Here is a 19,865-nt window from a genome sequence, read left to right on the forward strand (position 1 = left end):
ACAAGCAAGAACCGTGCGCCCGGCCGCCGCGCGGCCGGCCCGCGCGCCGTGTTCCGGTCAGGTCTTCGTGGCGGTCACGAAGGCCGGCAGCGGTGGCGATCCGGCCGACAGGGTGAGGACTTCGTAGCCGGTCTCGGTCACCAGCACGGTGTGCTCCCACTGCGCCGACAGGCTGCGGTCCTTGGTCACGATGGTCCAGCCGTCGTTGCCGAACTCCTTCACCTCGCGGCGGCCGGCGTTCAGCATGGGCTCGATGGTGAAGGTCATGCCGGGCAGCAGCTCATCCAGCGTGCCAGGGTAGCCGTAGTGCAGCACCTGGGGCTCTTCGTGGAATTTCTGGCCGATGCCGTGGCCGCAGAACTCGCGCACCACCGACAGGCCGTGGCCCTCGGCGTACTTCTGAATGGCGTGGCCGATGTCCCCCAGGCGGGCGCCGGGCTTGACGCGCTGGATGCCGATCCACATGGCATCGAAGGTGAGGCTGCACAGGCGCTTGGCGGCGATGGAGACGTCGCCGATCAGGTACATGCGGCTGTTGTCGCCGTACCAGCCGTCCTTGGTGATGACGGTGACGTCCACATTCATGATGTCGCCCTTCTTCAGGGGCTTGTCGTTCGGGATGCCGTGGCAGACCACGTTGTTGATCGACGTGCACAGCGACTTGGGGTAGGGCGGATAGCCCGGCGGCTGGTAGCCGATGGTGGCGGAGATGGTGCCCTGCTGCGCCATGCATTCGGCCGCGAGGCGGTCGATTTCGTTCGTGGTGATGCCAGGCTGGATGTGGGGCGCGATGTAGTCCAGCACTTCCGAAGCCAGTCGGCATGCCTCTCGCATGCCGGCGATGCCTTCGGCGTCTTTGATGGTGATGCTCATGGGGCCAATTATCCCATCGGCGCTCGGCCGATGCGGGCCGCGCGGGCGAAGGCCTCGTCGGCGATGCGATCCGCCCCGGTAAAATGCCGGGCTCAGCATTCTCCGCACCCTGCCCAGCCGGCCCCAGTCAGCGGCCGGCGGTCCAGGGTGGGGCCGCACCTTTTCCATCACCCAACAGGCCGCCGAAGTGATCTCGCCGACATCGTCCACGAAGCCCTCCTTGCACCTCAGCACGTTCGAAGGCGGCAACGCCCTCAGCGCCTTCCGCATGCGCCAGCTGCTGCCCGCGCTGCAGGCCATCCACGACCGCATCACAGGCATCGCCGCCCGCTTCGTGCACCTGGTGGCCACCGACGCGGTGCCCACCCCGGTCGAAAGCGGCCGCTTCGCCGCGCTGCTGACCTATGGCGACCCCTACGGCGGCCCGGCCGATGGCCCGGCCATCATCGTCACGCCGCGCCTGGGCACGGTCTCGCCCTGGGCGTCGAAGGCGACCGACATCGCGCACAACTGCGGCCTGGCGCTGCGCCGCGTGGAACGCATCACCGAATACCGCCTCTCGCTCAAATCCGGCCTGCTGGGCGGCACGCCCACGCTGACCGACGCGCAGCGCGGGCAGATCGCCGCGCTGCTGCACGACCGCATGACCGAATCGGTGGTGTGGGACCGATCGGGCGCCGAGGCCCTGTTCACCGAGCTGCCGGCCGCGCCGATGGAGTTCGTCGATGTGCTGGGCGGTGGGCGCGCGGCGGTCGAGGCGGCCAACGCCCAGTGGGGCCTGGCGCTGGCCGACGACGAGATCGACTACCTGGTCAATGCCTTCCAGGGCCTGGCGCGCAACCCCACCGACGTGGAGCTGATGATGTTCGCGCAGGCCAACAGCGAGCACTGCCGCCACAAGATCTTCAACGCGCAGTTCACCATCGACGGCGAGAAGCAGGACAAGAGCCTGTTCGCCATGATCCGCAACACCCACCAGCTGGCGCCCCAGCACACGGTGGTGGCGTATTCGGACAACGCCTCGGTCATGGAAGGCACGCGCGTCGAGCGGTTTTTGGCCAAAATGCCCACCAGTGCAAATTCCACTAGGGCAGTGTGCTATGAAAAGAGTAGCGTCACGAACCACATTCTGATGAAGGTGGAAACGCACAACCACCCCACGGCCATCTCGCCGTTCCCCGGCGCTTCCACGGGCGCGGGCGGTGAGATCCGCGACGAGGGCGCCACGGGCCGCGGCTCCAAGCCCAAGGCGGGCATGACCGGCTTCACGGTGTCCAAGCTCTGGGGCGGAGAGTTCGGCAAGCCCGAGCACATCGCCAGCCCGCTGCAGATCATGGTGGAAGGCCCCCTGGGCGGCGCGGCGTTCAACAACGAGTTCGGCCGGCCCAACCTGCTGGGCTATTTCCGCGAGTACGAGCAGTCGGTGGGCGGCGTGGACCGGGGCTACCACAAGCCCATCATGATCGCCGGCGGCCTGGGCACCATCGATGCGGGCCTCACGCAGAAGATCGAATTCCCGGCCGGCTCGCTGCTGATCCAGCTGGGCGGCCCGGGCATGCGCATCGGCATGGGTGGCAGCGCGGCCAGTTCCATGGCCACGGGCGCGAACGCGGCGGAGCTCGATTTCGACTCCGTGCAGCGCGGCAACCCCGAGATCGAGCGCCGCGCGCAGGAGGTCATCAACCACTGCTGGGCGCAGGGTGCGGCCAACCCCATCCTGGCGATCCACGACGTGGGTGCGGGCGGGCTGTCCAATGCCTTCCCCGAGCTGACCAACGACGCCGGCCGGGGCGCGCACTTCGACCTGCGCGCGGTGCAGCTCGAAGAGTCGGGCCTGGCCCCGAAAGAGATCTGGTCCAACGAAAGCCAGGAGCGTTACGTGCTGGCGATCGCGCCGCAATCGCTGGAGCAGTTCCGCGCGTTCTGCGAGCGCGAGCGCTGCCCGTTCGCCGTGATTGGCACCGCCACCGAGCACCGCCAGCTGGTGCTGGAGGACACGGCCGCCACCGGCAATCAGAAGCTGCCGGTGGACATGCCCATGGAAGTGCTGCTGGGCAAACCGCCCAAGATGCACCGCGACGTGAAGACCGTGCAGCGCGAATTCGCGCCCATCGACCTCACGGGCGTGGCGCTGCAAAAGGCGGTGATCGACGTGCTGGCGCACCCCACGGTGGCGAGCAAGCGCTTTCTCATCACCATCGGCGACCGCACGGTGGGCGGCTTGTCGCACCGCGACCAGATGGTGGGCCCCTGGCAGGTGCCGGTGGCCGACTGCGCCGTCACGCTGGCCGACTTCCAGGGCTTTGCCGGCGAGGCCATGAGCATGGGCGAGCGCACGCCGCTGGCCGCCATCGACGCGCCCGCCTCGGGCCGCATGGCCGTGGCCGAGGCCATCACCAATCTGCTGGCCGCGCCCATCGAACTGCCGCGCGTGAAGCTCTCCGCCAACTGGATGGCCGCCTGCGGCGAGCCCGGCGAGGATGCCGCGCTGTACGCCACCGTGAAGGCCGTGGGCATGGAGCTGTGCCCGGCGCTGGGCATTTCGATCCCGGTGGGCAAGGATTCGCTGTCCATGCGCACCCAGTGGAAGGATGAAAGCGGTGCGAAGAAGGTCACTTCCCCCGTGAGCCTGATCGTCAGCGCCTTCGCCACGCTGGCCGACGTGCGCGGCACGCTCACGCCGCAGCTGGACGCGGCGGAGGACGACACCACGCTGGTGCTGATCGACCTGGGCCATGGCAAGGCCCGCATGGGCGGCAGCATCCTGGGCCAGGTGCTGAGCCAGAGCGGCGATGTGGCGCCCGACCTGGACGACGCGCAGGACTTGGTGCGCCTGGTCGATGCCGTGAACGCGCTGCGCGCCAAGGGCCAGATCCTGGCTTACCACGACCGCAGCGACGGGGGCCTGCTGGCCGCGGTGGCCGAGATGGCTTTCGCCGGCCATGTGGGCGTGGCGCTGAACGTCGATCTGCTCGTGACCGAGGGCGACGGCATCAGCGACAGCCGTATGGAAACAGGCGACGCCAAGAACTGGGCCTCCCAGGTGAGCGCGCGCCGCGAGGAGCTGACGCTCAAGGCGCTGTTCAACGAGGAACTGGGCGTGGTGCTGCAGGTGCGCACCGCCGAGCGCAACGAGGTCATGCAGACCCTGCGCGAGCACGGCCTGTCCCGGTCCAGCCACTTCATCGGCAAGACGCGGCCCGCGTCGTCCACCATGGATGTCGGCAAGGGCGAGCTGCAGGTGTGGCGCGATGCCAAGAGCGTGTTCAGCGCCACCCTGTCCGACCTGCACCAGGTGTGGGACGCGGTGAGCTGGAAGATCACGCAGCAGCGCGACAACCCGGCCACGGCCGATGCCGAGCATGCCGCCGCAGGCGTGCCGAACGACCCGGGCCTGCACGTGGCGCTCACGTTCGATCCGGCCGAGGGCGTGGCCGCGCCCTTCCTGAACCTCGCGCGGCCAAAGGTCGCCATTCTGCGCGAGCAAGGGGTCAACTCGCACATCGAGATGGCCTACGCCTTCACCGAGGCGGGCTTCGAGGCCTACGACGTGCACATGACCGACCTGCAGACCGGCCGCGCGCAGCTGTCGGACTTCGCCGGCGTGGTGGCCTGCGGTGGTTTCAGCTACGGCGACACTCTGGGCGCGGGCATCGGCTGGGCGCGTTCGATCACGTTCAACCCGGTGCTGTCGGAGCAGTTCCAGGGCTTCTTCGGCCGCAAGGACACTTTCGGCCTGGGCGTGTGCAACGGCTGCCAGATGTTCGCCGAGCTGGCCGACATCATTCCCGGCGCCGAGGCCTGGCCGCGCTTCACCACCAACCAGAGCGAGCGCTTCGAGGCGCGGCTGTCGCTGGTGGAGGTGCTGGAATCGCCCAGCCTGTTCTTCGCCGGCATGGCGGGCAGCCGCCTGCCGATCGCCGTGGCGCACGGCGAGGGCTACGCCAACTTCAAGTACCGCGGCGACCCGGCCCAGGCCATCGCCGCCATGCGGTATGTGGACCACCACGGCGCGGCCACCGAGCAATACCCGTTCAACCCCAACGGCAGCGCAGGCGGTCTCACGGCGGTGACCACCGCCGATGGGCGCTTCACGGCCATGATGCCGCACGCCGAACGCGTGTTCCGCAACGTGCAGATGAGCTGGACCAGCGGCGACCGCAGCGCGCTGAGCCCGTGGATGCGCATCTGGCGTAACGCCCGCCGCTGGGTGGGCTGAGAAAGCCGAAGAGCCGGGAGCGTGCCCGGCGCGATCCGGCGGCCGGAACGCTCGGGCCGTCTTCGGCGTTCAGGTGCGGCGGTACACCAGCAGCCGGCCTTTGTAGGCGGGCGCATCGTCCAGCGCAGCGCGGTCCAGCCGCTCTTCGCGCAGGCCGAAGCCCTGCGCGGCCATCTGCTTGCTGAAGGCGGCGCGGTTGCCCCGGTCCGGGTCCACGATCCAGACCTGGGCCGCGGGGCCCGCGTGCAGGTCGATGAAATGCGCGAGGCTGGCGCGGGCGTCGCGTTCGTACAGCAGGTCGCTGCCCATGATGAGGTCGAACAGCCCGTGCACCGGGCCGCCGTGCGCCTGCGCGAGCGGACTCTCGTCCTGCTGCGGCGGGCCCAGCGCTTCGCCGCTGCCCCATTGGCCCTGGCGGTACTTCATGGTGCCCATGCCGTTCAGGCGCAGGTTCTCGCGCAGGAAGGTACCGGCCAGCGGGTGGCAGTCGCTCGCGGTCACGTCGGCGCCTTGCCGGTGGCACACCAGGCTGGCCAGCGCCAGGCCGCAGCCCAGCTCCAGGATGCGCTCGCCCGCCTGCACGGGCCGGGCCGCCATGCGCGCGGCCAGTTGCGCGCCCGAGGGCCACAGCAGGCCGAAGAGGGGCCAGGCGGCCGAGGAGATGCCCAGGGTTTCGGCGTCGCCGAGGGGGTCGGAGAACTGCTGGCGGTCCAGCAGGGAGCGGATGACGAGGTCGTCGACGCCGGCGATGGCGATGTTTTCTTGCTTGGTCAGGTAGCCTGGCATGCTGCGGGAGCGAGAGCCCGCGTGCAGGACCCCGATATCGGTGGGAAGGCCGCCAGTATGCGCCTTGCACCGACACGGACCCATCGCAGGGCGTTGCTATAGTGGGCGCCGCCTGGGCGATGGGCGCCTGGTTTTTCGGCCGGCATGCCCGGCCCGCGCGGCGCTCCCGTGGCCTTGCCGCCTCTCGCGCCGTGGCCCACGGACCCGCTCCCTCCCTCGATTTTTTAAGGATTCCCATGGCCGGTGCCAGCCTTTTGACGCTGCTCGACGATATCGCCACCGTTCTGGACGACGTGGCCCTGATGACCAAGGTCGCTGCCAAGAAGAGTGCCGCCATGGCCGATGACGTGTCCGTCATGACCAAGGTGGCGGCGCAGAAAACCGCCGGCGTGCTGGGCGACGATCTGGCGCTCAATGCCCAGCAGGTCACGGGCGTGCGCGCCGATCGCGAGATTCCCGTGGTCTGGGCGGTGGCCAAGGGCTCGCTCGTCAACAAGGCCATCCTGGTGCCGGCCGCGCTGCTGATCAGCGCCTTCATTCCCTGGGCGGTGACGCCGCTGCTCATGGTGGGCGGCGCGTTCCTGTGCTTCGAGGGCGCGGAGAAGCTGGCGCACCGGTTCCTGCCCCACGGCAATGCCCCCAAGGAAGAGGCGGGCCGTGAGGCGCATGCCCTGGCCAACGCCAACCCGGCGGTGGACATCGCCGCCTTCGAGAAGGACAAGGTCAAGGGCGCGGTGCGCACCGACTTCATCCTGTCCGCCGAGATCATCGCCATCACGCTGGGCACAGTCGCCAGCGCCCCGTTCGGGCAGCAGGTGGCCGTGCTGGCCGGCATCGCGCTCATCATGACGGTGGGCGTGTACGGCCTGGTGGCCGGCATCGTCAAGCTGGACGACCTGGGCCTGTGGCTCACCCGCAAGACGGGGCGCGCTGCGCAGGCGCTGGGCCGCGGCATCGTGGCCGCCGCGCCCTGGTTGATGAAGGTGCTCTCGGTCGCCGGCACGGCCGCCATGTTCCTCGTGGGCGGCGGCATTCTGGTGCATGGCGTGCCCGCCATCCACCACGCGGTCGAGGGCCTGGCCGCATCGGCGGCCCAGTGGCCGGCGGGCGGCCTGTGGCGCGTGCTGGTGCCCAACCTGCTCAATGCGGTGGTGGGCATCGTGGCCGGTGCCGCCGTGCTGGCGGTGGTCACGCTGGTGCAGCGCCTGCGGGGCAAGGGCGCGCACTGAGAGCGGGGAGAAGAGGGCGCTTTCAGACCCTCGCGGCCCGCGGCACAACCTGCCGGCGGTTTGATCCATGGCAAGGCCGCCCGGGCCGTTTGCCGGCCCAATGCATGCACGGGGGTCGTCCCCGTTCAACGCATCGAGTTTCCGTATGAAAAAAAACCTGCTGGCCCTGGCCGTGCTGTGCGCATTGACCTCCGGCGCCGCCTTCGCGCAAACGGCGGAAGGCCCCTGGCTCGTTCGTGCGCGTGCCGTGAACCTGGATTCCTCCAACAAGGACAGCACCGGCCTGGGCCTGTCGATCAACGACAAGACGCTGCCTGAAGTCGACATCTCCTATTTCTTCAACCGCAACATCGCCGCCGAGCTGGTGCTGACCGTGCCCCAGAAGCAGCGGCTGTCCTCCAGCGCCCTGAACGCGCAGATCGGCACGCTCAAGCACCTGCCGCCTTCGCTGATGCTGCAGTACCACTTCGACACCGCCGGCTTTCGTCCCTACGTGGGCGCGGGCGTGAACTACACGCGGTTTGCCAGCGTGCGCCTGCCCGCCGGCGTGAGCATCGACAAGAGCAGCTGGGGCGGCTCCCTGCAGGTCGGCGTGGACATTCCCCTCACCAAGAACCTGGTGCTGAACTTCGACGTGAAGAAGGTCTACATCCAGACCGACGTGTTCGCAGCCGGTGCCAAGCTGGGCACCTTCAAGATCGATCCCGTGCTGGCCGGCGTGGGCCTGGGCTGGCGGTTCTGACCGCGGGCCGCGGGTGCGGCCATTGACAGCCTGGTGGGGAAAGCCGGCGCATGGCGCCGGCTTTTTTCATGGGGCCGTGTCGGCACCGAACGGTCCCGAGCCGCCCGCATGCCCCCACATGCGCCGCCACAGCGCGGCGAGGGCCGTGCCGATGTCCGGGCGCTGTCCGCGCAGCGCCACCTCGGGCTGGCCGGCGTCCAGTTGCGCGGGCGTGCCGAGATCGAACTGGAAGCTGTAGTCGGGCTCCTGCCCCATGCGCAGATCGGTCACGAAGACGCGGCCGTCCCGCGAACGCATGCGATAAAAGCCGTGGCTGAAGCGCGCCACCCGCTGCACGTCCGGCACGGTTCCGTAGCGCTGGATCAGCGGGGCTCCGCGCTCGTGCACCGTCCATTGCATGGGCCTGTTGCCGTCGGCCAGGGCGTAGAAGCCTTCGGCATATTGGGTGGGCGTGACCGCCACCACCCGCCACAGCAGGGTGTTGAACGGGGTGGGCGTTACCAGCACCGTCTGCACCGGCAGGCCCTGCGTGCGCAAGGATGCCATCGCCACGCCGGTGACGTGCTGCTGCACGCCCACGCTCCACGCCAGGTAGAGCGTGCTGAGCGCCAGGCCCCATCGGTTCCAGCGGGCACCGACCGGCGGGCCGCTCGCCAGCGCGGCGACCACGCCGACGATGAGCGGCACGGTGTACAGCGGGTCGATGATGAAGATGCTGCCCACCCCGTACGGGTGGCTGGTGAACGGCTTCCACAACTGGGTGCCGTACACCGTCATGCCATCCAGCAACGGGTGGGTGACGAGCGCGAGCCACATCGCCAGCCACCACCTTCGCCAGCCGGCCTGCTCGCCATGCAGGCGCGCCACCAGTGCGCCCAGGGGCAGCGAAAACAGGCTGAGGTACAGCAGGGCATGGCTTTCCGCCTGGTGCTCGACCATGTTGGCAATGGCATTGCCGTGGTCGATGAAGGCGTCCAGGTCGGGCAGCGTGCCCGCCACCGCACCCCACAGCGCGGCTTTCCAGGGGGCGGTGCGCCGGCCCATCACGGCGAGCGAAACGGCGGAACCAAGGGCGATCTGGGTCAGGGAATCCATGGCAGCGAAGCAGGCCGTGGTAGCCGGCCGTTGGTGTCGATCGGCGGAGTGTGGCCCAGCCGCGCCGGTGCGCCACGGGGCCTTCGAAAAAACTGTGCGGTGGCGGGGACGATGGTGATGCGTGTCTTGGAAGGCGCAGCCAATGTTCGGCCACATGGCGCTGATGGATTTGCGGACGTGTCCTACATCCGGGTGGCGGGGTGTCTGTAATGCTCTGTTACATGGCCGTTTCAGGTTGCCGAAGAGCGATCGGAGAGGGCCATGCGTTGCAGCCGCGCCGCCCCCGGTGCGCCGCGATCCGACAGACCCATCCCCCGAGCGACATGCAGAACACACCGCACCACGACATCCTCCAGGGGTTGGCCCGCCGTCCCGCGTGCATTTCCCCCAAGTATTTCTACGACCAGCGGGGCTCCCAGCTGTTCGAGGAAATCACCCGACTGCCAGAGTACTACCCTACCCGCACCGAGCACGCGCTGATGCGGGCGCACGGTGACGACATCGCCCGTGCCGTGGGGCAGGGCGGCACCGTCATCGAACTGGGCGCCGGCAACTGTGAGAAGGCGCGCACGCTGTGCCGCCTGCTGCAGCCCGAGCGGTTCGTGGGCGTGGACATCTCGGCGGACTTCCTGCGCGAGGGCGTGGCCCGCCTGTGCAGCGATCTGCCCGCACTGCAGGCCCATGCGGTGGCGGGCGATCTGACCCGCCCCGTCCATTTGCCGCCGGACATTCCGCGCGCACGCCGCGTGGTGTTCTACCCCGGCTCTTCGATCGGCAATTTCGACCCGCCCCAGGCGCTGGAGCTGCTGTCGCGCATGCGTGCGCTGGTGGATGCCGACGGCGCGCTGCTGATCGGCATCGACCTGCCCAAGGACGTGGACGTGCTGCAGGCCGCCTACGACGATGCCGCCGGCGTCACGGCCGCGTTCAACCGCAATGTGCTGGCCCATGTGAACCGGCTCATCGGCAGCGATTTCACGCCCGAGGCGTGGGAGCACCGGGCCTTCTTCAACGGGGAGCAGTCGCGCATCGAAATGCACCTGGAAGCCCGCGAGGGTGCGCAGGTGCGCTGGCCCGGCGGAGGGCGCGACTTTGCCGCGGGCGAGCGCATCCACACCGAGAACAGCTACAAATACAGCCTCACGGCCTTCCAGGCGCTGCTGGCGCGCGCGGGTTTTTCGCGCGCGCAGGCCTGGACGGACGAGCGGGGCTGGTTCGCCGTGGTGCATGCCCAGCCATGAACTTCGCCACCCGCTCCCCCCATGCCGTGGCGCCTTGCACGCTCAGCGCCCGCTACGCCGAGGTGCGCCGTGCCTCCATGGCCCTGGCGCTGCCGCTGTCCGACGAGGATTGCTGCGCGCAATCCATGCCCGACGCCAGCCCGGTGAAATGGCACCTGGCGCACACCACCTGGTTCTTCGAGACCTTCATCCTGGAGCCGAACGAGCCCGGCTTCGCGCCGTTCCACCCCGCCTTCCGGGTGATCTTCAATTCCTACTACAACGGCGTGGGCGACAAGCACCCGCGGCCGCAGCGCGGCTTGCTCACCCGGCCCGCACTGCCGCAGGTGCTGGCCTACCGGGCCGACGTGGACAGCCGCATGTCGCGCCTGATGGCCGAGCGGCCGGACGACGCCGCGCTGGCGGCCCTGGTCGAGCTGGGCCTGCAGCACGAGCAGCAGCACCAGGAACTGATCCTCACCGACGTCAAGCACCTGCTGTCGTGCAGCCCGCTGTGGCCGGCCTACCGCTTGCCGGGGCAGGCGCAGTCGCAGCAGCAGGCCCAGCTCTCACCGGCCGGCGGCGTCCCGCTGGCCTGGCAGCCCTTTGCCGGCGGCGTGTGCGAGATCGGCCATCCGGGCGGTGACCGGGGTGGCTTCGCCTTCGACAACGAGGGGCCGCGCCACCGCGTGTACCTGCAGCCGTTCGAGCTGGCCAACCGGCCGGTGACCACCGCCGAGTACCTGGCGTTCGTCGAAGACGGCGGCTACCAGGAATCCGCCCACTGGCTGGCCGAGGGCTGGGACTGGGTGCGCGCGCAGCAGTTGTCGCACCCCATCTACTGGCAACGCCAGGGCGCAGCCTGGTACGAGTTCACCCTGGCCGGGCCGCGCCCGCTCCAACCCCACGCACCCGCGGTGCACCTGTCGTATTACGAGGCAGACGCTTATGCACGGTGGGCCGGCGCGCGCCTGCCCACCGAGGCCGAATGGGAGGTGGCGGCCACCTCCCAGGGCGTGCAGGGGGCGAACGCTGCCAGCGGCCACTTTGCCGACAGCGGCACGTTGCACCCGCGGCCGGCCTCCGATGCCGGGCGGGGCCTGGTGCAAATGTTCGGCGACGTGTGGGAGTGGACGCAGTCCAGCTACGCTGCCTACCCCGGTTTCCGCGTGGCCGAGGGCGCGGTGGGCGAGTACAACGGCAAGTTCATGGTCAACCAATACGTGTTGCGCGGCGGCTCGTGCGCGACGCCGGTCGGGCACGTGCGGGCGACGTACCGCAACTTCTTTCCCGCCATCGCGCGCTGGCAGTTCTCGGGGCTACGGCTGGCGCGGGATCTGTGATGGGATTGATTTGCTATTGAATTAATAGCGATATGCCCTAGTACTGATTCCGCTGGAGGCCAAAAGGAGCATGGATCGCATGGGGGCGGCAGCAGTCCGCCGCCCCGGCCACGCGGCGGTCACACCGCCTGCAACGCCTGCGCCAGGTCGGCCTGCAAGTCCTCGATGTGCTCGATGCCCACGGACAGCCGCACCATGCCTTCCGTGACCCCGGCCTTGGCCAGCTCGCCGGCATCGAGCTGGCGGTGCGTGGTCGATGCGGGGTGGGTGGCCAGCGAGCGGGCGTCGCCGATGTTCACCAGGCGCGTGAAGAGCTGCAGCGCATCCAGGAAGCGCGCGCCGGCCGCACGCGGGTCCGTGCCTTCTTCCGAACGCAGGCTGAACGACAGGATCCCCGACGCCCGCCCGCCCAGCTGGCGCTGCACCAGCGCGTGGTCCGGGTGGTCCGGCAGGCCGGCGTAGCGCACCCACTCCACCTTGGAATGGCCTTGCAGCGCACGCGCGATGGCCAGCGTGTTCTCGCAGATGCGGTTCATGCGCAGCGCGAGCGTCTCGATCCCCTGCAGGATCAGGAACGCGTTCTGCGGGGCCAGGGCCGCGCCGGTGTTGCGCAGCGGCACCACGCGCGCGCGACCGATGAAGGCCGCTTCGCCTAGTGCCTCGGTATAGACCACGCCGTGGTAGCTCACGTCGGGCTCGTTCAGGCGCGGAAAGCGCGCCTTGTGCTTCGCCCAGGGGAACTTGCCGCTGTCCACGATGGCGCCGCCCACGCTGTTGCCGTGGCCGCCCAGGTACTTGGTGAGCGAGTGCACCACGATGTCGGCGCCATGTTCGATGGGGCGCAGCAGGTAGGGGCTGGGCACCGTGTTGTCCACGATGAGCGGCACGCCATGGTCGTGCGCCACCCGGGCCAGGGCCGCGATGTCGGTCACGTTGCCCAGCGGGTTGCCGATGGATTCGATGAAGATGGCTTTGGTGCGCGCGTCGATGTGCTGCGCGAAGCTGGCCGGATCGCGTGGATCGGCGAACCGCGTGGTGATGCCCTGCTGCGGCAGCGTGTGGGCGAAGAGGTTGTAGGTGCCACCGTAGAGCGTGCTGGCCGAGACGATGTTGTCGCCGGCTTCGGCGATGGTCTGGATCGCGTAGGTGATGGCTGCCATGCCCGAGGCCACGGCCAGCGCGGCGATGCCACCCTCCAGCGCCGCGACGCGCTTTTCCAGCACGTCGTTGGTCGGATTCATGATGCGCGTGTAGATGTTGCCCTGCACCTTGAGGTCGAACAGGTCGGCGCCGTGCTGGGCGCTGTCGAAGGCATAGGCCACCGTCTGGTAGATGGGCACGGCCACCGCCTTGGTGGTGGGGTCGGGCGACTGTCCGGCATGGACGGCGAGGGTTTCGATCCGCATGGGTTGTCTCTTTCTGGGGTGACGGGAACAGAGTGCGTGAAGCGCAGGCAAGGCCTGCGCAACGCGGTGCGGGCCATTCTTGCACCGCGTGCCCGGCGTCCGAACAACGCATTGGCTATGTGCTTATTTCGGCCAACAAAAGGGTGGTGTCAGCGTTCGCATGGCGGGCACAGTTTTGAGTTCGGGCAGCCACCGTGTGCGAAACGCGTCCGGTACTCTGGAATTATTTTCACCATAAAGCATGGCAGGCAAAAACCGATTCCTGACGAAAGGTCGGCAAGGGGCCGATATGGGTAATGGTTTGGACTGTGTGGTTATGCGGTTGACATTGGATTGGCTTTGTTGCACAAAGCGATGCAGCTCGCTGGTAGTCTGACCAGATGAGTGAAGGCAGGCTTTGTTGCACAAATCGCGATGCTGATGCCCGTAGACTGACTGCGTGACAGAGACGAAGAACAGGCAGCGGAGCAAGTACCGCACGACGAACTGGAAGGCGTACAACGCGGCGCTGAAAGCGCGAGGCTCGTTGACGATGTGGCTAGTGTCCTGTCCCGTTAATTCGCAGGCACGATAGCTGCATGGTTTCGGGCCATCCTTGAGGTGCCGCCATGCCCAATGCAACGACCCGAACAGAAATTGCGCTTAGTGAAGTGGAGCGCGCGGAACTGACGTCCATGGCGCGATCACGTTCGCTGCCAGCGGCGTTGTCGCTCAGGGCGCGCATCGTGCTGACTTGCGAAGGCACAGATAAAGCCAGCACCGCGGTTGCGCAGGCTCTGGGGATCAGTCGTAGCACTGTCACCAAGTGGCGCGGGCGCTATGCGCGCCATCGCATTGCAGGGCTTTACGACGAGTTGCGCCCGGGTCGCCCCCGCACGGTAGATGACGAGCGTGTTGCTGAGTTGATTACCAAGACGTTGCACACCAAGCCTGCTGATGGGGGTACCCACTGGAGCACCCGCACGCTGGCCGCCGATACGGGCATCAGCAAGAGCACGGTGGCGCGCTATCTGCAGACCTTCAACCTCAAGCCGCACCGGGCCGACAGCTTCAAGCTGTCGACCGATCCGCTGTTCATCGAGAAGCTGCGCGACGTTGTGGGGCTGTACCTGAACCCACCTGACAACGCGCTGGTGCTGTGCGTGGACGAGAAGAGCCAATGCCAAGCTTTGGAGCGTACGCAGCCGATGCTGCCAATGGGGTTTGGCTATGTCGAAGGTGTCACGCACGACTACGTGCGCCACGGCACCACCACCTTGTTCGCGGCCCTGAACGTGATGAATGGCCAAGTGATCGCGCAGTGCCGGCCCCGGCATCGTCATCAAGAGTTCCTTGCCTTCCTGCGCGCCATCGACAAGGCAGTGCCCGACGAACTGGATGTGCACTGCATAGCTGATAACTACGCCAGCCACAAGCATCCAAAGGTGCGCGCTTGGTTGGCCGAGCGGCCTCGCTGGCACATGCACTTCGTTCCGACCTATTCAAGCTGGCTCAATCAGGTCGAGCGCTTCTTCTCGATCATCACCACGCGGGCAATCCGCCGTGGCTCGTTCACCAGCGTGAAGGATCTGATCAACAAGATCGACACATTCATCGCGAATTACAACCAGTCCTGCCAGCCGTTTACTTGGACAGCTACAGCAGACTCCATCCTCGAAAAACTCGCCAGACTATGCGGGCGAATTAACGGGACAGGACACTAGATGAGGGCATGCAGTGGTTTGGCACGCCGACCGGCAGGCGTGGACGCAGCCGAACCTTCTCGGACGCAGCAATCCAGTTCTGCCTGAGCATCAAGTGCCTGTTCGGCCAGCCCTTGCGACAGGCGCTGGGCATGGTGCAGAGCCTGCTGCGGCTGGCAAAGCTGGACTGGCCGGTACCTGACTTCAGCACTGTTTGCCGGCGCCAAAAGACCTTGCAGGTCGAACTGAGCTACCAGCGAACCAACTCGCCGCTGCAGTTGCTGGTGGACAGCACCGGCATCAAGTTCCTGGGCGAAGGAGAGTGGAAACGCAAGAAGCATGGTGCTGAATACCGGCGCGAATGGCGCAAGGTCCATCTGGGCATCGACGCGCAGACGCTGGAAATACGCGCCATCGAGGTGACCAGCAACGCCATTGGGGATGCGCCGATGTTGCCCGGGTTGCTGGCTCAGATTCCCACTGACGAATCCATCGAAAGCGTCAGTGCCGATGGCGCCTACGACACGCGCGCCTGCCTGGACGCCATTGCCGAGCGGCACGCGATGGCGGTGATCCCGCCCCGCAAGAACGCCAGCCATTGGAAGAAGTCGAGTCCGGGCTCGGCGCATCGTAATGAGGCCATTCGGGCGTGCCAGCGCCTGGGTCGCGGCATTTGGAAGAAGTGGAGCGGCTACCACCGGCGCAGCCTTGTGGAGACGAAGATGCACTGCTTCAAGCGACTGGGCGAACGGGTGATCGCGCGCACGTTCGACCGCCAGGTTGTGGAGCTGCATGTCCGCGTGGCCTTGCTCAATCGGTTCAGTCAGATCGGCCGTCCTCACACCGTGTCGGTGACTGCTGTGGCATAGGTCCGTCTGGGGTTGGGGTCATGCCGTCTGCAATTCGATTTGTGCAACAGCGCCCCGCCTTTCGGCGGTGTCCCGATTTCAGGTCTCGATCAGTGCCGGCGCAAGAATCTTGCGATGCAGGGGACTGACATGCCGCCACTGCATGCGCACGCCTTCCACCCAGGCATCCAGTAGTTCCGGGGTTACGTCCTGGTCGGCGCGCATCTGCGCGGCCACCTCGGCGATGGCTTGCTGATAGCCACGCCGGTAACTGCCCTCCAACTGCGTGTCGGCGGGACCAATGTCCGCCCCAGGACGCATCGCACCACCCAACAAGCCGGCCAAGTCCAGACGATTCAATCTCATAGAAAACTCCCTTTTGTAGTTTGTAGAACCCGGTCGATCACGAGGTTCTGCCGACCTCGTTCGCACGGGCGATGGCGAGTATCACATCCCGTGCAATGCGTCGCGGAGCAGCTGGCAGATTGAGAAATGCCTCGACCGCGATGCGATCGTCAGTTGCCATGGGGCGTGGCGGTTTGGATGGTTGGATCGAAGGGCTTTTGGCCCCATGCATGAGTTCGTGCACCGGCACCCCCAACCAATCGGACAGCACCTGCAGCTTGGGATAGCTGGGAATGGTCTCTCCCATCAGCCAGCGGCGCACGCCATGCAGCGTGATCGGCTTGTCGGCCGGGTGTCGGCTGTTGAACTCGCGCTGCAGCACAGCGGGCTTGGGCGCATAGCCAGCGTTTTCCATCGCCTGTCGCAGTGTTTGAGCGAACTGCTGCTTTATGTCAGGCGACTGTTTCATGGTCGGCATTGATTCCCTTTCTTGGTTTTAATCGCATAGCAGAACGGAGCTGGGTCGGCAAGCGTAAACCCTCCGCCATGTCGCGCAGGGTTCTCGCTGGCCTGCCTGGCCCGCCGTCAATACAGTGCTGCGCCATCATGGAAGAAGCACTGGACCCTGAATTCTCGCCGCCCACTCCTGCGCGGCAACCGCGACTGAGGGCGCAGCACAGCAACCCCGCCCCCAACGCGGGATGGCCGCACTCCGGCCGCGATGCGCTCGATCACGCCCACGCGGTCTACTCGATCGTGCAGCATCTGTCCTCGCTGGGCCTGGCCGGCTGGACTTCCAGGCTGCTGCAATGGCTGGGCCGCTACGACGGGCTGGAGCGCCACCTGGAGGACTGGCAAGCACCCAACATCTGCGTTCGCGACGTGTTGCTCCGGCATGTCTGCCGCATCCCCGGTGAAGCTGCCGCAAGTTTGGATGTTCGGGTGGCCCACGCCCGCCGGCTTGCCATCGTGCAGGATCTGCTGACCCTGGACCTGGTGCGCGTGCGCGCCTGGTGGGGCAACGAGCATCGGCCCGAGGCATCCGCGTGCTTGTGGAGTCCGCTGGAGCAGTGCTGGCTGGACTTCATCGAGATGCCGCATGGAGACGAGGACTGGCTGTGCGTCGATGACAGCCGCCCGGCATCCAGGCCATGGCTGGAGCAACTGTCCCGCTACCTGCTGGCACCCGCATGAAGCGATCGCTCGAATGGCTTCGCAGCCGCTGGGGCGATGCAGGCCGAATGCTGGGCGTGCCCGCTCGTGCACCCCTTCCCGCTGCGGCGCTTGCCGTGGCCGCGCCTACCGCGCCACGGCGCATCGCCGTTGAGGGCTCCGAGCAAGGGTGGCTGCGCCTGTTGCCCGCCGATGAGCTGCTGGTGTGCGTGAACGCGGACAAGGCCATGCAGGACATGTGGCGCCAGTCGCGCCTGGCGCAAAGCGTGTGGCAGCGCGATCTGCTGCCCGCGATCCACCGCTACGCAGAGATGGTGCAGCTGATGCCGGCGTCCGAGGCCCATCACCACGCGCATGTGGGCGGGCTGCTGGCCCACACCCTGGAAATGCTCCTGGCTGCCATGACCTGGCGCAACGGGCACTTCCTGCCCGAGGGCGCGCCCATCGAGCAGATCGACGCGGAGCGCGACGAGTGGACCTACGTGGTGTTCTTCTCCGCGCTGCTGCACGACATTGCCAAGCCGATGACGGATCTGCGCGTCACGTGGCGCACGCCTGGGGCGACGGAGCGCACCCGGTGGAATCCGATCGGGGGACCGATGACGCGGATCGAGCCGGGCAGGGCGGCAGAGTACCTCGTGGAGTTCGCCCCCAAATCCGCGAGGGACTATGGCGCGCATTCGCGCCTGGCGGTCACGCTGCTGGGCCTGATCGCGCCGGCCACGGCGGTGACGTTTCTTGCTCGCCGGCCGCAGACGCTGGAGGCGCTGACCCGCTTCCTCTCGGGCACGAAGGATGGGCTGGTAGCGAGCATCGTTGGCCGCGCCGATCAGGCATCGACCCAGCGGGCTTTGCTGCACGGCAGCCGGGCGCGGTTCACCACCAGCAATGCGATCCCGCTCATCGACCTGCTGATGAATGCGGTGAAGGCCATGCTGCGCGCGGGCACCGCGCTGCCGCTGAACCGTTCCGGCGCGGCGGGCTGGGTGCATGACGGCTCGATGTGGTTCGTGGCCAAGCGCCTTGCCGATGGCGTGCGCACCTGGATCAAGGACCATGCCCCCGAGGAAGCCGTACCGGGCGAGGCCAAGAACGACCGGCTGTTCGACACCTGGCAGGAGTACGGCTGCATCGAGGTGAATCCGCACAGCGGCCAGGCGATCTGGTACGTGACGGTGAAGGGTCAGGCCCAGGATGAAGCAGGCAATGCAGTAGGCCCACAGGAAGCTGCCGCAACGCCGCAGGACATGGCTGCGGCAGGTTACAGCCACTCGCTGACCATGCTGAGGTTTCCACTGGCCAAGCTCTATGACGATCCGAGCCAGTACCCCCAGCCGATGGCCGGCCGCATCGTGGTGCGGGACAAGCGCAAGGATGAAGCAGCAGGAGAGGACGACCAGGAGGATGGGGCAGGGCAGGTGTCGGTGCAGCAGGGCACCGAAAGCGCTGATGCAGCGCGTGCATCGAGGCAACCCGACAAGGATGCGGCAGCTCTCGCGCCAGCGCCCCAACCTGCGGCATCCCACACGCCGGAAGCTGGATCAAAGCCCAACAAGCCCAAGGCTGCGGCAACTTCTCAAAAGCCCAACGAGAACCAGCTCAAGGCCCCGGCGTTCAACCGGCCAAAGCCCAAGCCTGCATCGAACGGCAATGCGCAGGAGATTGCGGCAGATCCTGCAGCGGCCACACAGGCAACTGCGCCAGCACCAGCTGCTGCCGTAGCAACCAAACCGCCTGCACAGGCGAATGCAACCCAACGCCCAGAGCCCACGTTCCCGCCCTTGAACGATGTGATCCGCATCGGGGGCAAGGACGATGGCTTCGACGTCGATGATGGATGGCTGGACGAGGACGACGACGTGCGCACCGCCGCGCCCGCGCCGGTGCGGCCCGGCGTGCCGGCAGCACCATCCAGGCCACCGCCGGCGGCGCCCAAGAATGCGCCAACGCCGAACGGCAAGCAAGCACCTGCAGCGCCTGCACCGGAACAGCCCGCGCCCAAATCCAAGGATGCATCAACGTCGAAGGTGCCCGCAGCGGCACCGACGCTGGCGTCCCCGCGTGACACGGCGCCATCGACGGCCACGCCCCCGCAGCGGCCCGAGGCCAGCTTCGTGCGTCCGCTGTTCGGCTCGGCCCCTGAGACTTCGGCGCGCACTCAGCCCATGCCCGTGGTCTTGGCGCCGCACCTGCCCGAGCTGCCCCACGAAGCGGCCGCCCGCAAGGTCGAGCCCAGCGAGGTCGCCATCGCCTTCATGCGCTGGCTTCAAAACGGCTTGGCCAGCCGGGAGATCAAGCACAACGAAACCGGCGCCGCCGTGCATTTCGTGGAGGAAGGCATGGCGCTCGTGTCGCCGTTGATCTTCAAGCTCTATGCCCGTGAAACCGGGCCCGCCGATCAAGCGGATGCCATGGGCCTGCAGGTGCAACGGGAGCTCATCAAGGCCGGCTGGCACCGCATGACGTCGGGCCAGGGCAAGGGCCGCGTGAACATCCTGCGCTACCAGGTCGTGGGCCGCGGCGGCGCCAGCGTCGGGCGGCTCGCTGCCGTCGTGCTGTCCGAACCGGACCGCTGGGTCGTGCCGGTGCCGCCACCGAACCCGGTACTCAAGTTGGAGTGATCAACCATCACACACCGAGTAAGTTTGAAGTCAGAAAAGAATCGTCTTGACACAAAGCCAGCGGTTCGACGATTGACACGGCTAGCTGGATGCACCTACAGTCCACACCGTGCGATTCAGCGCGGAGGTAGTCGCAAATGCTTTTATCTTCATCGATCTGTCGGGATATTGATCCCATTTTTTAATATCTCCTGACTAGATACGATGTATATTATGTAAAACTACCAAAACACCGATGCTTGCGTGATCTGCTTTGAGTCGTTCAGTATCTTAAATTTGTTCC

At 67.1% G+C, this 19,865-nt stretch carries 14 protein-coding genes and 2 pseudogenes; 10 read left to right on the plus strand and 6 right to left on the minus strand.

What is annotated here, in order from left to right; all coding sequences use genetic code 11:
• Positions 1–57: 57 nt before the first annotated feature.
• Entirely contained in the window at positions 58–873 is an 816-nt protein-coding gene (gene map / locus M5C96_RS12795) for a type I methionyl aminopeptidase (RefSeq protein WP_272569475.1), read from the minus strand.
• A gap of 268 nt (positions 874–1,141) precedes the next feature.
• Here map and purL point away from each other — a divergent pair, with 268 nt between their 5' ends.
• A complete protein-coding gene (purL, locus tag M5C96_RS12800; protein ID WP_272569704.1) occupies positions 1,142–5,092 on the plus strand; it encodes a phosphoribosylformylglycinamidine synthase in 3,951 nt (1,316 codons plus the stop codon).
• 69 nt (positions 5,093–5,161) lie between these two features.
• On the opposite strand, the gene M5C96_RS12805 is transcribed toward purL, so the two are convergent.
• Complete coding sequence (locus tag M5C96_RS12805) at positions 5,162–5,878, minus strand: class I SAM-dependent methyltransferase (protein WP_272569477.1); 717 nt, start codon at positions 5,876–5,878, stop codon at positions 5,162–5,164.
• Between the two features lie 236 nt (positions 5,879–6,114).
• On the opposite strand from M5C96_RS12805, the gene M5C96_RS12810 reads away from it, so the two are divergent.
• Positions 6,115–7,107, plus strand: coding sequence for a DUF808 domain-containing protein (locus M5C96_RS12810; protein WP_272569478.1), 993 nt, complete (start codon positions 6,115–6,117; stop codon positions 7,105–7,107).
• Positions 7,108–7,252: 145 nt separating this feature from the next.
• Positions 7,253–7,849: an OmpW/AlkL family protein gene (locus tag M5C96_RS12815; protein WP_272569480.1), complete on the plus strand. Its 597-nt coding sequence runs from the start codon at positions 7,253–7,255 to the stop codon at positions 7,847–7,849.
• Positions 7,850–7,915: 66 nt separating this feature from the next.
• On the opposite strand, the gene M5C96_RS12820 is transcribed toward M5C96_RS12815, so the two are convergent.
• Positions 7,916–8,944, minus strand: coding sequence for a metal-dependent hydrolase (locus tag M5C96_RS12820; RefSeq protein WP_272569482.1), 1,029 nt, complete (start codon positions 8,942–8,944; stop codon positions 7,916–7,918).
• Between the two features lie 323 nt (positions 8,945–9,267).
• On the opposite strand from M5C96_RS12820, the gene egtD reads away from it, so the two are divergent.
• On the plus strand, positions 9,268–10,185 hold the full coding sequence (gene egtD, locus M5C96_RS12825; protein WP_272569483.1) for an L-histidine N(alpha)-methyltransferase: 918 nt from the start codon (positions 9,268–9,270) through the stop codon (positions 10,183–10,185).
• Positions 10,182–11,507 (plus strand): ergothioneine biosynthesis protein EgtB, encoded by a 1,326-nt coding sequence (gene egtB, locus M5C96_RS12830; protein WP_272569484.1) that lies wholly within the window; start codon positions 10,182–10,184, stop codon positions 11,505–11,507. The genes egtD and egtB overlap by 4 nt, the downstream gene beginning before the upstream one ends.
• Before the next feature lie 119 nt (positions 11,508–11,626).
• Here the strand turns inward: egtB and M5C96_RS12835 are convergent, their stop codons facing one another.
• Entirely contained in the window at positions 11,627–12,913 is a 1,287-nt protein-coding gene (locus M5C96_RS12835; RefSeq protein WP_272569485.1) for an O-acetylhomoserine aminocarboxypropyltransferase/cysteine synthase family protein, read from the minus strand.
• A gap of 439 nt (positions 12,914–13,352) precedes the next feature.
• Here M5C96_RS12835 and M5C96_RS12840 point away from each other — a divergent pair.
• The 3 genes and pseudogenes from M5C96_RS12840 to M5C96_RS12850 all read left to right on the plus strand — a co-directional run.
• Positions 13,353–13,454, plus strand: a pseudogene (locus tag M5C96_RS12840) (IS5/IS1182 family transposase); the annotation flags it as partial.
• A 67-nt stretch (positions 13,455–13,521) separates the two neighbouring features.
• Positions 13,522–14,616 (plus strand): IS630 family transposase, encoded by a 1,095-nt coding sequence (locus M5C96_RS12845; RefSeq protein WP_272563777.1) that lies wholly within the window; start codon positions 13,522–13,524, stop codon positions 14,614–14,616.
• Positions 14,613–15,464: pseudogene (locus M5C96_RS12850) on the plus strand (IS5 family transposase); the annotation flags it as partial. The gene M5C96_RS12845 and the pseudogene M5C96_RS12850, both read left to right, overlap by 4 nt.
• A gap of 78 nt (positions 15,465–15,542) precedes the next feature.
• On the opposite strand, the gene M5C96_RS12855 reads toward M5C96_RS12850, so the two are convergent.
• Together M5C96_RS12855 and M5C96_RS12860 are read right to left on the minus strand one after the other, a co-directional pair.
• Positions 15,543–15,809: a hypothetical protein gene (locus tag M5C96_RS12855; protein ID WP_272563909.1), complete on the minus strand. Its 267-nt coding sequence runs from the start codon at positions 15,807–15,809 to the stop codon at positions 15,543–15,545.
• 37 nt (positions 15,810–15,846) lie between these two features.
• Positions 15,847–16,266: an XRE family transcriptional regulator gene (locus M5C96_RS12860; RefSeq protein ID WP_272563908.1), complete on the minus strand. Its 420-nt coding sequence runs from the start codon at positions 16,264–16,266 to the stop codon at positions 15,847–15,849.
• A 128-nt stretch (positions 16,267–16,394) separates the two neighbouring features.
• Between M5C96_RS12860 and M5C96_RS12865 the strand changes: the two genes are divergently transcribed.
• The gene (locus M5C96_RS12865) at positions 16,395–16,982 is read left to right on the plus strand and encodes a hypothetical protein (protein WP_272563907.1); all 588 of its coding nucleotides are present in this window, start codon (positions 16,395–16,397) and stop codon (positions 16,980–16,982) included.
• On the plus strand, positions 16,979–19,582 hold the full coding sequence (gene mobH, locus M5C96_RS12870; protein WP_272563906.1) for a MobH family relaxase: 2,604 nt from the start codon (positions 16,979–16,981) through the stop codon (positions 19,580–19,582). Before M5C96_RS12865 ends, mobH begins: the two co-directional genes overlap by 4 nt.
• The last annotated feature ends 283 nt before the right edge of the window (positions 19,583–19,865 follow it).

This window comes from Acidovorax sp. GBBC 1281, assembly GCF_028473645.1.
Classification (GTDB): domain Bacteria; phylum Pseudomonadota; class Gammaproteobacteria; order Burkholderiales; family Burkholderiaceae_C; genus Paracidovorax.

Coding starts and splice junctions, on each gene's coding strand:
- egtB (WP_272569484.1), top strand. CDS start 10,182: ATGAACTTCGCCACCCGCTCCCCCCATGCCGTGGCGCCTTGCACGCTC.
- M5C96_RS12865 (WP_272563907.1), top strand. CDS start 16,395: ATGGAAGAAGCACTGGACCCTGAATTCTCGCCGCCCACTCCTGCGCGG.
- M5C96_RS12805 (WP_272569477.1), bottom strand. CDS start 5,878: ATGCCAGGCTACCTGACCAAGCAAGAAAACATCGCCATCGCCGGCGTC.
- M5C96_RS12835 (WP_272569485.1), bottom strand. CDS start 12,913: ATGCGGATCGAAACCCTCGCCGTCCATGCCGGACAGTCGCCCGACCCC.
- map (WP_272569475.1), bottom strand. CDS start 873: ATGAGCATCACCATCAAAGACGCCGAAGGCATCGCCGGCATGCGAGAG.
- mobH (WP_272563906.1), top strand. CDS start 16,979: ATGAAGCGATCGCTCGAATGGCTTCGCAGCCGCTGGGGCGATGCAGGC.
- M5C96_RS12820 (WP_272569482.1), bottom strand. CDS start 8,944: ATGGATTCCCTGACCCAGATCGCCCTTGGTTCCGCCGTTTCGCTCGCC.
- M5C96_RS12845 (WP_272563777.1), top strand. CDS start 13,522: ATGCCCAATGCAACGACCCGAACAGAAATTGCGCTTAGTGAAGTGGAG.
- M5C96_RS12855 (WP_272563909.1), bottom strand. CDS start 15,809: ATGAGATTGAATCGTCTGGACTTGGCCGGCTTGTTGGGTGGTGCGATG.
- purL (WP_272569704.1), top strand. CDS start 1,142: ATGCGCCAGCTGCTGCCCGCGCTGCAGGCCATCCACGACCGCATCACA.
- M5C96_RS12815 (WP_272569480.1), top strand. CDS start 7,253: ATGAAAAAAAACCTGCTGGCCCTGGCCGTGCTGTGCGCATTGACCTCC.
- M5C96_RS12860 (WP_272563908.1), bottom strand. CDS start 16,266: ATGCCGACCATGAAACAGTCGCCTGACATAAAGCAGCAGTTCGCTCAA.
- egtD (WP_272569483.1), top strand. CDS start 9,268: ATGCAGAACACACCGCACCACGACATCCTCCAGGGGTTGGCCCGCCGT.
- M5C96_RS12810 (WP_272569478.1), top strand. CDS start 6,115: ATGGCCGGTGCCAGCCTTTTGACGCTGCTCGACGATATCGCCACCGTT.